General features: G+C 53.8%; 8 protein-coding genes and 3 rRNA genes. All 11 read right to left on the reverse strand.

All coding sequences use genetic code 11. The features are described from left to right. Nucleotides 1–31: 31 nt before the first annotated feature. The 11 genes from steA to tyrS all read right to left on the reverse strand — a co-directional run bounded on the left by steA (nt 32) and on the right by tyrS (nt 14348). Complete coding sequence (steA, locus tag ATK06_RS09280; RefSeq protein ID WP_197712637.1) at nt 32–1228, reverse strand: putative cytokinetic ring protein SteA; 1197 nt, start codon at nt 1226–1228, stop codon at nt 32–34. Next, a complete protein-coding gene (gene recN / locus ATK06_RS09285) occupies nt 1225–2979 on the reverse strand; it encodes a DNA repair protein RecN (RefSeq protein ID WP_098389436.1) in 1755 nt (584 codons plus the stop codon). The genes steA and recN overlap by 4 nt, the downstream gene beginning before the upstream one ends. Before the next feature lie 97 nt (nt 2980–3076). Further along, complete coding sequence (locus tag ATK06_RS09290; protein ID WP_048381787.1) at nt 3077–4027, reverse strand: NAD kinase; 951 nt, start codon at nt 4025–4027, stop codon at nt 3077–3079. Beyond that, nucleotides 4024–4857, reverse strand: coding sequence for a TlyA family RNA methyltransferase (locus tag ATK06_RS09295; protein WP_048381788.1), 834 nt, complete (start codon nt 4855–4857; stop codon nt 4024–4026). Before ATK06_RS09295 ends, ATK06_RS09290 begins: the two co-directional genes overlap by 4 nt. A gap of 12 nt (nt 4858–4869) precedes the next feature. After that, nucleotides 4870–5046, reverse strand: coding sequence for a hypothetical protein (locus ATK06_RS11265; protein ID WP_161796018.1), 177 nt, complete (start codon nt 5044–5046; stop codon nt 4870–4872). After that, nucleotides 5040–6023, reverse strand: coding sequence for an HAD-IIA family hydrolase (locus ATK06_RS09300; RefSeq protein WP_048381789.1), 984 nt, complete (start codon nt 6021–6023; stop codon nt 5040–5042). Before ATK06_RS09300 ends, ATK06_RS11265 begins: the two co-directional genes overlap by 7 nt. A gap of 13 nt (nt 6024–6036) precedes the next feature. After that, on the reverse strand, nt 6037–7092 hold the full coding sequence (locus ATK06_RS09305) for a tetratricopeptide repeat protein (protein ID WP_083986211.1): 1056 nt from the start codon (nt 7090–7092) through the stop codon (nt 6037–6039). Nucleotides 7093–7361: 269 nt separating this feature from the next. Then, nucleotides 7362–7479 (reverse strand): 5S ribosomal RNA (gene rrf, locus ATK06_RS09310). Between the two features lie 115 nt (nt 7480–7594). Beyond that, a 23S ribosomal RNA gene (locus ATK06_RS09315) occupies nt 7595–10683 on the reverse strand. A 303-nt stretch (nt 10684–10986) separates the two neighbouring features. After that, a 16S ribosomal RNA gene (locus ATK06_RS09320) occupies nt 10987–12512 on the reverse strand. The 16S, 23S and 5S rRNA genes sit together here, the layout of an rRNA operon. 567 nt (nt 12513–13079) lie before the next feature. Beyond that, entirely contained in the window at nt 13080–14348 is a 1269-nt protein-coding gene (tyrS, locus tag ATK06_RS09325; RefSeq protein ID WP_197712636.1) for a tyrosine--tRNA ligase, read from the reverse strand. Nucleotides 14349–14351 lie beyond the last annotated feature (3 nt).

A 14351-nucleotide genomic window follows, 5' to 3' on the forward strand; every position in this document is an offset into this window, starting at 1 on the left:
TGTAGTCTCCTTAAAGCTTCTTTGCTCGGGTTTAGCGGAACAGATCCTGGAAGGACAATGCGATGTTATTCCAGGTATTGATGAGGTTTTCTACAAAGCTGCCGTCGCCAGAGGTTCCAGCGATGACAACGATGACCGCCAGCGCTACTAAGATTCCCAAGATTGCCCAAAGCCATGCCACAACACCCGTCGATGCTGTGGCGTACAGTGCCGCTACAGAATTACCGTCGACAAGCTTCGGACCAGCCTTGAGGCGCGCTAGCAATGCTGAAGGCGTGGCATCTGCCTCACGACGGAACACAGCGTTGAGGTCCATCGGCGCACCAACGTTAACGATCAGCTCGGCACCGTGGTAATCAGCAAGAAGAAGCGCAAGGTCCGTAGCGGAGTTGATAGCTGTTGGGAAAGTCATCGCTCCGACGCCTAAATCCTGGATACGCTCGAGGCCGACAGCATGCCCGTCTGGATCAGCAGGAAGAATAACCCGCGCACCGCTGCGCAACGTCTCTGCGGCCATAGCAGCAGGATCACCGACCAGAAGATGTGGCGTGTATCCGACTTCAACCAGAGTGTCGCCACCTTCGTTAACGCCGATGATGATCGGTTCGTATTCGGTAATGAAATTCTTCAGGCGGGCTAATTCGTCGCGATGACCGATACCTGGAGATACGACGACAACTTTACGGCCAGAAATTTCCACACCTGCGTCTGGGATTCCTAGACCGTCGATAAATAGGGGCGCTTCAGAGCGTACAAATTCGATTGTGTTGCCGAAGTAAGCTTCCATGTGGTCAACGAGGTTGCGCTGCGCATCAACGAAGTTGTTTTCCACGTGGTCACGTTCTACGACATTGCCCGCCCCGATGGCGTTTTCTCCAATATGGATGGTGCCGTCGTCGGTGACACGGCCCTTCTTGCCGTCTTTGAATTGGCTTCGCAGCTCTGCCCCGGCACCTTCTACGAGGAAAATCCCGGCGTCCAGGAGCATTTGCGGACCGAAGTTCGGAATCATGCCTGAGCTAAATTGCGCAAGGTTGACCACTGCGGCCGGGTGGGCGTCGATAAGCTGCTGTGCGAAGAGACGTGAAATGTCTGGGGCGTCAACGATGGCGATATCACCAGCGCCGAACTTTTTCACACCCTTGGAGACGGGGGTGGTTAGGTCACGCAACGCACCGTGAATACCGGGCAGATCGTCATTGCGGGAAAATAGACTCATGCTGGCTATTGTTGTGCAGCCCTGCCTTTTTGTGGTGAAGGCGCGCGGAAAGCGGAAACTTCTGAATGCGCTCGGTCCAAAAGTTCCTGGGCGTGTGCGCGTCCAGAGGCGGTGTCATCCAAACCCGCGAGCATGCGTGCGAGTTCTTCGACTCGGCGGTCCCCCTCCAAGTCCTCGACACCGGACGTCACGGATTCATCGGTAACGTCTTTCGCAACATGAAGGTGCGTATCCGCATACGCTGCAACCTGGGGAAGGTGTGTCACGGCGATAACCTGGTGGCGCGAGGCCAGCCGCGCAAGCCGCCGGCCGATTTCGACAGCCGCCCGGCCGCCTACACCGGCATCGACTTCGTCAAACACCAGGGTGCAGCCTTGAGAACCGCTCGAAAGGATAACTTCCAGTGCGAGCATGACGCGGGAGAGCTCGCCACCAGAGGCTGCCTGTGATAAAGGTAAGGCTTCCACCGCAGTAGTTTGGGCTAAGCGAAGTTCAATGGTTTCTAAACCGCCAGGGCTAGGCTCACAAGGCTCGATTGCCACCTCAATCCGCGCTTTCGGCATGGCAAGGCCCCGTATTTCTTCGGTGACCACTTTACCAAGCTTCTCCCCTGCCTTCTTCCGCGCCCGAGAAAGGCGAGCGCCCGATTCCCGCATCGCTTTTTCAGCCTTAGTTACCTGCTCTTTAAGTTCATGCAAAGCTTCAGGTGACGTGTCTATAGTGGCCAACTTACGTTCGGCTTTGTCCCTCCATTCGACGACTTCCTCAATTGTCGGCGCATATTTTCTAGTGAGACTCTTCAATTGTTGTTGCCTCACGAGAGCCTTTTCCAAGGCCTCGGGATCACTGGGGAGCTCGCTTAGGAAACTACCAAGTCCTGCAGCGATCTCGGCCAGTTGACTTGTCATCTCCCCTATAGCTTCGGCCCATTTCTGGAACTGTTGATTGTCGCCGGAACCAAGCACAGACTGTGCTTTTCCGAGCAGGCTCGATGCCCCTTCATCATCGAAGGCTGAGTCTGCTTCACCACCGTCGATAGCGGTGAGAGCGCTTAAAGCTTGTTCTCGGAGCCCGTCAACATCTTGTAGCGTGCGTATCGCGTCGACGAGTTCTATTTCTTCACCCGAATACGGATCGATAGTGTTGATTTCATCGATAGCAAATTGGAGCCGATCTGCTTCCTGCGCTAGTTCCCTACGGCGGGCTGTTCGTTCTGCTAGATCTTTGACCAGTGTTTTCCAGGCACGGTAATCGGTTTTGTACGACTCGAACAGTGGAGCGATTTCAGGATCGAATCGGTCTAAAGCAGCACGCTGTTGATCCGCCCCAAGTAGGCGGAGTTGATCATTTTGGCCGTGAATAGTTAAGAGCTCACGAGAGAACTGTTCAAGCGTGACTGCAGGGACACTACGGCCACCTAAGTGTGCACGCGAGCGGCCCGTCTTATTAATGATGCGATTAGCTACAAAATCGCCATTTTCGTCGGCATCGCCACCCGCTTCGACTACTACTTCCGACGCTTTCGCTGCGATATCTCTATCTACCCCCTCGACAACGAAACGCCCCTCAACCACAGCCTTGTCCGCACCAGTTCGCACACGGGAGGCTTCGGCGCGACCACCAGTGAGTAATCGAAGGCTGGTAACTACCATCGTCTTGCCAGCACCTGTCTCCCCAGTAAGGACAGTCAGACCGGGACTGAGTTCTGCAGTGGCGCGGTCGATGACACCGAGATTCTGGATACTGATCTCTGAAAGCATGGCGTCATTGTAACGCACGACCCGACAAGCCACACCACCAGGGTTCGCAAATGTGTTCTACCAGCGAATGCTTATCGACGGTTCCGGCGGAATCCGCCTATTCGTGCTCTTCGTGGTGAATTCGCTCTGGCCCACGCCAGCCCTTTACCGGCAGTTTAAACTTTCGAACCAAACGATCTGCAAAAGGACGATCGTCGAGACGCACCCAACGCACAGATTGCTTACCCTTTGACACTTCCACGCGCGAGCCAGGAGGCATCTCTATCGTGCGATAACCGTCCATCAAAGCATTGGCGGGATAAGATTCGGCACGAGATTCAACTGCCACCACCGAGGACGGGCTAACCACGAGCGGCTTTGCGAAAAGCGCGTGTGCGTTGTTAGGAACGACCAGGATTGCATCTAACTCTGGCCACAGCACAGGACCGCCCGCAGAGAACGCGTACGCGGTAGAACCAGTTGGTGTTGATACGAGCACACCATCACATCCGAATGCCGAAACTGGGCGGCCATCAACTTCCAGAATCGCATCGAGGACGCCGCGGGAATTAAGTTTTTCCACGCTTACTTCGTTGAGCGCCCAATCGTCGCCAAGTTTTTCCGAATCCGGGCCATAGACTGCCACGTCCACGGTCATGCGCTCCTCGATTCGGTAATCTTTTGCAATCACGCACCGGATTGCTTCCTCGAGAGATTCCGCTTCCCACTCAGCGAGGAAACCAACGTGTCCTAAATTGATCCCGAGGACTGGGAGGTCCGCTGCACGTGCTATCTCAGCAGCGTGTAGGAACGTTCCGTCTCCCCCGAGCACTAGGACCAGTTCTGCAGTATCGGCTTCGGGGCCGTATCCTGATACCGTTTCTATTTGGCTGAGAACGGCGTCGTTGGCAAGCGCTCCGTGGTCGTCGCGCAAGACCACCTGACGGACCTGGATGCCTGCTTCCCGTAATAGTTGCGCAGCACGGGAGGCAGCACGCAAGTTGGATTCACGACCAACGTTGGGGACTAGTATGACTTCCCTGCGGGGTCGGGTGGTTGCCTCCGTCATCGTGATGCCTCTTCTACGACGTTTCTAATCTCTTCTTGCTGTTCCTCAGTGAGCTTGAGCGTGGCATTTTCTACGTTATCGGTTTTCTCCAGCCACAGGAAGAACTCCACGTTACCGCTCGGTCCCGGTAATGGCGACGCTGCAACACCTCGGTAACTAAGCCCAAGTTCTAACGCACGCTGGGCTACCCCGAGAACGGCATCCTGGCGGTGTTCAATCGATCGCACGACTCCGCCGTGCCCTAGTTTTTCCTTTCCTACCTCGAACTGAGGTTTAACCATCGGCAGCAGCTGCGCTCCAGTTTCCATGCACGAGACAATTGCGGGTAGAACCAATTCTAATGAGATGAAAGATAGGTCACCCACCATCGCTTGGCAGGTTCCTCCGATGACGTCAGGAGTGAGATGACGGACGTTGGTTCTGTCAAAAACCTTGACCCGATCGTCGTTTTGCAATCGCCATACCAGCTGGCCGTAACCTACATCCACAGCGACTACTTCAGCAACCTCGCGATCAAGCAAAACGTCAGTGAACCCACCGGTTGACGCACCTGCGTCAAGAACGCGGAGTCCGCGCAGCGACAATCCGCGCGGTTCGAAGGCATCTAATGCGCCGAGAAGTTTATGAGCTCCACGACTAGCCCACTCTTTCTCTGAGCTCGCGGCTACTTTGATAGAAGCTTCTGGTTCTACGACAGTCGCCGGCTTCAAGGCGGGGAAACCTCCGACTTCGACCCGCCCATCCTTAATCATGGCTACAGCCTGTTCGCGTGAACGAGCTATTTTACGACGTACCAATTCAGCGTCGAGACGCCTGCGCTGTACACCCACGTCACATTCCTCCTAGCGGCGCTTCTGTAGGGCCGCGTTGAGCAACTCTTGAGCTTGGTTGAGTAAATCTAATTCGTCCACAGGGTCAGATGGTTCCTGGCCTAGTAGTTCGTTGACTTCAGCTTCGATAGCGTCAATCGAGATTCGGAAGGCCCGAGGATCCCCGGGCTTAATTCCTTCTTCTACCATTGAGCAACCGCTTGCTGAGCGAATTCACCTTCCGCGACAACCTCGCACGGCGTGACCACGTCGGATGTCCACATGACTTCAGCCACCGTGCGTAGCGCTTCAATGGAGGTCGATTCGGAGTTTCCGCCTCCAAGCACGATGCGTTCGCCACTCCGGGAAGCATTGAAGCCACCCTGGGCTCCTGGCTGAAGCGACTCATAGTCGTCAAAAATTTGGAGAAGGTTCGAAGCTAGGAACATCGGACGCTGCTCCTTTGGAGCATTCAGTACGTCCCAGGGCGAGGAGACACCAGTTGAGACATAGAGGCTCGGCATACCTGCGCGGTTGCCACCCCACAAATCGGTGTCGAGGCGATCCCCCACAGCCAGTGGTGATTTTGAGCCGAGCTTCTCGACGGCCATGTGGAACATCGTCGGTTCCGGCTTACCCGCGGCCTTGGGGCGAACACCGGTTGACACTGCTACGGCTTCAACCATCGCTCCATTACCGATGGCAAAACCACGTTCCATTGGCAACGAGGTATCAAGATTAGACGCGAAGAAACGGGCTCCGGAGCGAATAGCAAGAGCGGCTTCGGTTAATACAGCCCACCCAGTTTCCGGGTTGTGGCCCTGCAATACGGCCGCAGGATTGTCGTCAGCAGAATCAACGACGATAAAACCGGCGTCCTTAGCCAAATCTTTAAATGAATCCGTGCCGGCTACAAAAACCTTCGAACCTGGTTCGAGATGCTGCGAAGCCAGATGGATTGCCGCTTGAGAACTCGTCAACACTTGCTCTTCACTTGCTGGCATCCCCATCGCAGTGAGTTTATCGGCGACAACATGTGGAGCACGAGCAGCATTGTTTGTGACGAACATACGGTCCACGTCAGTTGCCGCAAGAGCCTCGACAGCGCCAGGGATCGGCTGGGAACCAGCCCACAAGGTGCCGTCAAGATCAAATAAAAGAGCGTCGAATTTGTCGATAAAACGCATAACTCAATGCTTTCTACTTCGAGAGAGAAGACACGCGGTCTTCGGCGTCCGTATAGCCGTCTACATCGTTTTTAGCAACCGATTCGAACCATTCACGGGCTTCGTCAAAACGACCTAATAGCTCCAAGGCATCTGCGTAAGCGTAGGCTAGGCGCACTCCGGTAACATCGCTGGCTTCTTTGCTCGGATTCTTACGCTCCAACGTAACCAGCGCGGAATCATGCTGTCCTAGGTCGTGACGGGCTCCAGCTACGACGATTGCCAACTCAACCGCGGAGTCAGAATCAAGCTCGGCCGCTTCATCCGAACGCCCTAATTCAATGGCCTTTAAGGGACGACCAAGTCCACGTTCGCAGTCTGCCATGACCGCGAGAAGTCCAGGCCCGCCTCCCATGCGCCGAGCTGCACGTAGCTCAGACAACGCTTCTTTCCACTCACCTGCACGATACGCAGCGATACCATTAGTTTCACGGGTAATCGCGACGCGGCCACCCCTATCCTTCGCAGCACGAGCATGACGAAGTGCTAACTGTGGATCATCGTCCATCCATGTAGCAGCCATGATCATATGCTTAGCGACGGCGTCAGCGTTTTGCTTAGACAGAACCTTCAAATCTTGAAGAACCAATGGGTCTAAATCTCGTACGTCGATATCATCGGGAATATCGGGTTCATTAATCCGCTTGTTAATGCGCTCTTCACGATATCCGGGGCGTTGAGGATTTGAACGTCGCTCGTAACCACGACCACTACCACCACGTTGGGAACGCGATCCTGAATTTCCTTGGCCACGACGATTATCGCCACCGCGACGATCTTCCCGATTTCGATCATCACGCCGACGTTCGCCACCTTGTCGCGGGCCATTGCCACGACGGTTATCATCACGCCGGTCATCCCGATTGCCGAATCGACGACCGCTCCTGTCATCTTTACGGCCTTGGCTACGCCGATGTTCTCCGTCCTCGGTGCGGTCGTGACTGTTTCGGCCGTTACGGCCCCGATACGATCCACGTTTACTGTCGTTTCGACGAGAATGCTCGGAACGGTCACTACGATAATCTGCCATTAATGTGAAATCTTTCTGCACGTTGGAGGAGTTAAAACTACTTCAACAGGATAGTACGTCTTTGACCCAAACCGAAATATTAAAAAATTGCGGGGCTTTATTTTTGCGACTCACAAATACACATACTCAAAAGTGGCCTGGGCAAGTAATACAAACCAACCCGGGCCACAACACAAAAACAGAATAATGGACGCAAAACAAATGGTCCCCGGGTAACACGCTTTACACGTCACCCGGGGACCACCCTTTTTCTTGTATGTAATTTTTAGTGTTGGCGGCGACCTACTCTCCCACACGCTCCCGCATGCAGTACCATCAGCGATTAACAGGCTTAGCTACCGGGTTCGAAAAGGGACCGGGCGTACCCCTGCCACAATAACCACCAACACACTCAATAAACACAACCCCGAAAGGGACCATGCCCACAACACCACGTGTTGTGTCAAACACTGCACAGTGGACGCAAACACCCAACAAATCTTTGGGCTCGTTACAAACTTACTTGTGTGTTACGTTCGGCCAATTAGTACCAGTCACCTCCAACACTTACATGCCTTCCAGCCCTGGCCTATCAACCCCATCATCTCTAGGGAACCTCAAAAGAAACCTCATCTCGAAACAGGCTTCCCGCTTAGATGCTTTCAGCGGTTATCCCTCCCGTACGTAGCCAACCAGCCCTGCTCCTGGCGGAACAACTGGCACACCAGAGGTACGTCCAACCCGGTCCTCTCGTACTAGGGTCAGCCTTCCACAAGTTTCTACGCGCGCGGCGGATAGAGACCGAACTGTCTCACGACGTTCTAAACCCAGCTCGCGTGCCGCTTTAATGGGCGAACAGCCCAACCCTTGGGACCTACTCCAGCCCCAGGATGCGACGAGCCGACATCGAGGTGCCAAACCATCCCGTCGATATGGACTCTTGGGGAAGATCAGCCTGTTATCCCCGGGGTACCTTTTATCCGTTGAGCGACACCACATCCACAAGTAGGTGCCGGATCACTAGTCCCGACTTTCGTCCCTGCTCGAGCCGTCACTCTCACAGTCAAGCTCCCTTATACACTTACACTCAACACCTGATTACCAACCAAGCTGAGGGAACCTTTGGGCGCCTCCGTTACCATTTAGGAGGCAACCGCCCCAGTTAAACTACCCACCAGGCACTGTCCCCAACCCAGATCATGGGCCAAGGTTAGATGCCCAGTCCGATCAGAGTGGTATTTCACCAACGACTCCACAACACCTAGCGATGCTGCATCAACGTCTCCCACCTATCCTACACAAACCGAACCAAACACCAATACCAAGCTATAGTGAAGGTCCCGGGGTCTTTTCGTCCTGCCGCGCGTAACGAGCATCTTTACTCGTACTGCAATTTCACCGGGCCTGTGGTTGAGACAGCAGGGAAGTCGTTACGCCATTCGTGCAGGTCGGAACTTACCCGACAAGGAATTTCGCTACCTTAGGATGGTTATAGTTACCACCGCCGTTTACTGGGGCTTAAATTCTCCGCTTCGACCACAAAGTGATCTAACAGGTCCTCTTAACCTTCCAGCACCGGGCAGGCGTCAGTCCGTATACATCAACTTAACCGTCTTCGCACGGACCTGTGTTTTTAGTAAACAGTCGCTTCCCTCTATCCTCTGCGACCACCACCAGCAAAAACAGTGCAAGACCATTCCACCAGCAGTGGTCCCCCTTCTCCCGAAGTTACGGGGGCATTTTGCCGAATTCCTTAACCACAGTTCACCCGAACGCCTTAGTATTCTCTACCTGACCACCTGTGTCGGTTTAGGGTACGGGCCGATAATGCACTCGCTAGAGGCTTTTCTCGACAGTACAGGATCATCACCATCAACCAAAAAATGGTCTACGCATCACGCCTCACCCACAATACAGGACGGATTTACCTACCCTGCGGGCCACACGCTTACACCCCACACCAACCGGGGGCGTGACTACCTCACTGCGTCACCCCATCACTTGACTACTACCAACTCAGGTCCCAACCACACACCACCAACACACACAAAGTATGCGCTGACAGCATGTGGGAGGTTAGTATCATCAGCCTCGTCACTGGGCGCACATTATCGGGTACGGGAATATCAACCCGTTAACCATCGACTACGCCTGTCGGCCTCGCCTTAGGCCCCGACTCACCCTGGGAAGACGAACTTGACCCAGGAACCCTTAGTCATCCGGCGAACATGATTCTCACATGTTAATCGTTACTCATGCCTGCATTCTCACTCGCACACAGTCCACCACTCCTTACAGTATGGCTTCACCCCATGCACGACGCTCCCCTACCCATAATCAAAAAATTATGCCGCGGTTTCGGCGGTATGCTTCAGCCCCACTACATTGTCGGCGCAGAACCACTCGACCAGTGAGCTATTACGCACTCTTTCAAGGATGGCTGCTTCTAAGCCAACCTCCTGGCTGTCTTCGCGATCCCACATCCTTTTCCACTTAGCACACCCTTAGGGGCCTTAACCAACGATCTGGGCTGTTTCCCTCTCGACTCGACGGAGCTTATCCCCCGCAGTCTCACTGCCACACAACACTTCACCGGCATTCGGAGTTTGGCTGACATTGCTAAGATGATAGTCCCGCTCAACCAACCAGTAGCTCTACCTCCGGCAAGCTAACATGTGACGCTGCACCTAAATGCATTTCGGGGAGAACCAGCTATCACGGAGTTTGATTAGCCTTTCACCCCTACCCACAACTCATCCCCTCAGTTTTCAACCTAAGTGGGTTCGCGCCTCCACAACCTCTTACAATTGCTTCACACTGGCCATGGGTAGATCACTCCGCTTCGGGTCCAGGACATGCCACTACACAACACCCTTAATTAGGATTCGCTTTCGCTACGACTACCCCACAACGGGTTAACCTCGCGACATGCCGCTGACTCGCAGGCTCATTCTTCAAAAGGCACGCCATCACCCACATACGGGGCTCTGACGGATTGTAAGCACACGGTTTCAGGTACTATTTCACTCCCCTCCCGGGGTACTTTTCACCATTCCCTCACGGTACTATCCGCTATCGGTCACACTGAGTATTCAGGCTTACCGGGTGGTCCCGGCAGATTCACAGCAGACTCCACGAACCCGCTGCTACTCGGGAACACAATCACCACACCACACAACACATTCATGTACAGGACTCTCACCTACTACGGTCGGCCATCCCAAACCAGTTCCACTTGCGTCATATGACATGCGGGTGGGTCTGGCAGAACCCACAACAATTATCTCCCACAACCCCCTACACGCAACCCCTGCCAGGTATCACACGCATAAAGTTTAGCCATCATCCGCTATCGCTCGCCACTACACACGGAATCATATATTATTTTCTTCTCCTGTAGGTACTGAGATGTTTCACTTCCCTACGTAACCCCCACAACCACTATGAATTCATGGAAGGGTGACCACCAATAACAGTAGCCGGGTTTCCCCATTCGGACATCCTCGGATCAACGCTCCATTGACAACTCCCCGAGGCTTAACGCAGCCTTGCACGTCCTTCATCGGCTCAGCATACCAAGGCATCCACCGTGTGCCCTTACAACAAACACACAAGAACACCACCACAACCATCAAAAGACTGTGGTTAGTATCTAGTTACAATTCAACTTGCCACAAAAAATAAAGATGCTCGCGTCCACTATACAGTTCTCACACAACACCACCACACACCAAAAACAACACAACCAACAGTGTGTCATCCCAGCCTATGATGCACATGTTTCACACAACCACAAAGGGTTGCATGAGACACCCAACAGCATGCCAACGTTTATTCCTGTCACCATATGGTTACACGCACCACAAGAGGGGGTGTGATCCACCAGTAAAACAATTAATAAAAAATACTCCATAGAAAGGAGGTGATCCAGCCGCACCTTCCGGTACGGCTACCTTGTTACGACTTCGTCCCAATCGCCGATCCCACCTTCGACCACTCCCCCCAGAAAACTGGTTGGGCCATGGGCTTCGGGTGTTACCAACTTTCATGACGTGACGGGCGGTGTGTACAAGGCCCGGGAACGTATTCACCGCAGCGTTGCTGATCTGCGATTACTAGCGACTCCGACTTCATGGGGTCGAGTTGCAGACCCCAATCCGAACTAAGGCCGGCTTTCAGCGATTAGCATCTCCTCACGAAGTAGCACACGCGTTGTACCGACCATTGTAGCATGTGTGAAGCCCTGGACATAAGGGGCATGATGATTTGACGTCATCCCCACCTTCCTCCGAGTTAACCCCGGCAGTCTCTCATGAGTCCCCACCACAACGTGCTGGCAACATAAGACAAGGGTTGCGCTCGTTACGGGACTTAACCCAACATCTCACGACACGAGCTGACGACAACCATGCACCACCTGTACACCAACCACAAAGGGAAAGACCATCTCTGGCCCGGTCTGGTGTATGTCAAACCCAGGTAAGGTTCTTCGCGTTGCATCGAATTAATCCACATGCTCCGCCGCTTGTGCGGGCCCCCGTCAATTCCTTTGAGTTTTAGCCTTGCGGCCGTACTCCCCAGGCGGGGCGCTTAATGCGTTAGCTACGGCACAAAACCCGTGGAAGGGTCTCACACCTAGCGCCCACCGTTTACGGCATGGACTACCAGGGTATCTAATCCTGTTCGCTACCCATGCTTTCGCTCCTCAGTGTCAGTAACTGCCCAGAGACCTGCCTTCGCCATCGGTGTTCCTCCTGATATCTGCGCATTCCACCGCTACACCAGGAATTCCAGTCTCCCCTACAGTACTCAAGTTATGCCCGTATCGCCTGCACGCCCGGAGTTAAGCCCCGGAATTTCACAGACGACGCGACAAACCACCTACGAGCTCTTTACGCCCAGTAAATCCGGACAACGCTCGCACCCTACGTATTACCGCGGCTGCTGGCACGTAGTTAGCCGGTGCTTCTTCTCTAGGTACCGTCACAAAAGCTTCGTCCCTAGCGAAAGAGGTTTACAACCCGAAGGCCGTCATCCCTCACGCGGCGTCGCTGCATCAGGCTTGCGCCCATTGTGCAATATTCCCCACTGCTGCCTCCCGTAGGAGTCTGGGCCGTATCTCAGTCCCAATGTGGCCGTCCACCCTCTCAGGCCGGCTACCCGTCGACGCCTTGGTAGGCCATTACCCCACCAACAAGCTGATAGGCCGCGAGCTCATCCCGTACCGCAAAAGCTTTCCACCACCGACACTAAACGATGGTCCTATCCGGTATTAGACCCAGTTTCCCAGGCTTATCCCAAAGTACAGGGCAGATCACCCACGTGTTACTCACCCGTTCGCCACTCGAGTACCACTGCAAGCAGTGGCCTTTCCGTTCGACTTGCATGTGTTAAGCACGCCGCCAGCGTTCGTCCTGAGCCAGGATCAAACTCTCCACAAAAGAAAAAATTCAATCAGAAAAAATCCTCAAGCAAGAAAGCCTGAAAAACCTGACAAACAAAAACTAGCAAAACAACCACACCAATCTTATCCACACACGGGGGTGCATGAACAAGAAACCAATGTGGTCAAACATAGTTAGGCACACCATGATCATATTTAACGAGCCACAGGTGTTAACCCACACCACACACTCGACCAGTCACACCCCAACACCACCAGTCATACGAACCAGTACGTGTCAGGCGCAATGTAACCAGTAACAAAAATAATAAAAGTACATTGGCACACTATTGAGTTCTCACACAACCACAACACACACCACCAACACTCACAAGTTTTACGAGTGCCAATCAGTGCGATTGCAATGTCCCAGGAGCCTACCACACACGATTACAAACAAGCAAACGTGAAGTAAACCCCCAGCATGTTCACCAACCATCACCCACACACACTGTGTTGTGGTGACCTCGTCGGCAACGAGACATAAACTTACACACACCCCGGAAACAACACAAACCAGCAGGTAAACCCACGGGTTTGTGACTGAATGGATTGAACTAAACGCCTAAACGCGCTTTACGCCTGCGAAGTTTTTCTTGCCGCGACGCAGTACGAGCCATTGGCCATGGAGAAAGTCATCCGCAGCTGGCTCCCATTCCTCGTTTTCAATACGAGTGTTGTTGACGTAGGCGCCACCTTCCTTGATTGCGCGGCGTGCTGCTCCTCGAGATTCAACAAGACCCGTTCCTACTAGTAGGTCGATTGCCGTGCAGGGTGCGCCGTCGTTTAGCTCGAATACATCTGTTTCTGAGACTGCGCTTTCGAGTGTCTTAGCATCTAGGTCATGCAGGTCGGCTTTACCGAATAGTGCCTGAGAGGCAAGTTCGACGGCCTTCGTGGCATCTTCGCCGTGGACCAAGTTGGTCATCTCACGAGCCAAGGTGCGCTGGGCTTCACGCGCAAACGGACGTTCTTCAACTGCCTTAGACAACTCAGCGATTTCTTCCTGGTTAAGGAAGGTGAACCAGCGTAGGTATTGAATGACGTCAGCGTCAGCGGTGTTAATGAAGTACTGGTACCACTTGTACGGGCTGGTCATCTCTGGGTCCAGCCATAGGGATCCGCCACCGGTTGACTTGCCGAACTTCTTGCCTTCGGAATCTGTGACTAGTGGCACCGTTAGCGCGTGGACCGTGGTCCCATCCACACGTCGATTCAAATCAACACCGGCAACAAGGTTGCCCCATTGGTCGCCACCACCGACTTGCAGTGTGCAATTGTAGTTCTTGCGCAGGTGAACGTAATCGTTTGCTTGCAGCAACATGTAGGAAAACTCGGTGTACGAAATTCCGTCGTTCTCAAGACGTCGCTTCACGGTATCTCGCGAGAGCATCGTGTTTAGCGAGAAGTGTTTGCCAACATCACGCAGGAACGTAATGACAGACATCTCGTTGATCCAGTCTGCATTGTTGACAAGGGTTGCCTTGTGATCGCCCTCAAAGGAGACGAAACGCTGTAGTTGTCCGGTGATGCGCTGTGCCCAGTCAGCGACGGTATCCGCAGAGTTCATTGACCGCTCCCCTACGTCACGAGGGTCGCCAATCATGCCGGTCGCACCGCCAGCAAGAACTAACGGGTTATGGCCGGCACGCTGGAAACGCGCCAACATCAGCAGGGGAACCAAGTGCCCCGCATGCAGTGAAGGACCTGTGGGGTCAAAACCACAGTACAGGGTGATAGGACCTTCTTCCGCGTGCGCGCGCAGCGAATCTAGGTCTGTGGACTGATTGATTAGTCCACGCCATGACAGTTCGTCGACAATATTCATCTCTATTTC

The sequence above is a fragment of the Corynebacterium renale genome (assembly GCF_002563965.1).
Lineage (GTDB): Bacteria > Actinomycetota > Actinomycetes > Mycobacteriales > Mycobacteriaceae > Corynebacterium > Corynebacterium renale.

Coding starts and splice junctions, on each gene's coding strand:
- ATK06_RS09300 (WP_048381789.1), bottom strand. CDS start 6,023: ATGCGTTTTATCGACAAATTCGACGCTCTTTTATTTGATCTTGACGGC.
- ATK06_RS11265 (WP_161796018.1), bottom strand. CDS start 5,046: ATGGTAGAAGAAGGAATTAAGCCCGGGGATCCTCGGGCCTTCCGAATC.
- ATK06_RS09305 (WP_083986211.1), bottom strand. CDS start 7,092: ATGGCAGATTATCGTAGTGACCGTTCCGAGCATTCTCGTCGAAACGAC.
- recN (WP_098389436.1), bottom strand. CDS start 2,979: ATGCTTTCAGAGATCAGTATCCAGAATCTCGGTGTCATCGACCGCGCC.
- ATK06_RS09290 (WP_048381787.1), bottom strand. CDS start 4,027: ATGACGGAGGCAACCACCCGACCCCGCAGGGAAGTCATACTAGTCCCC.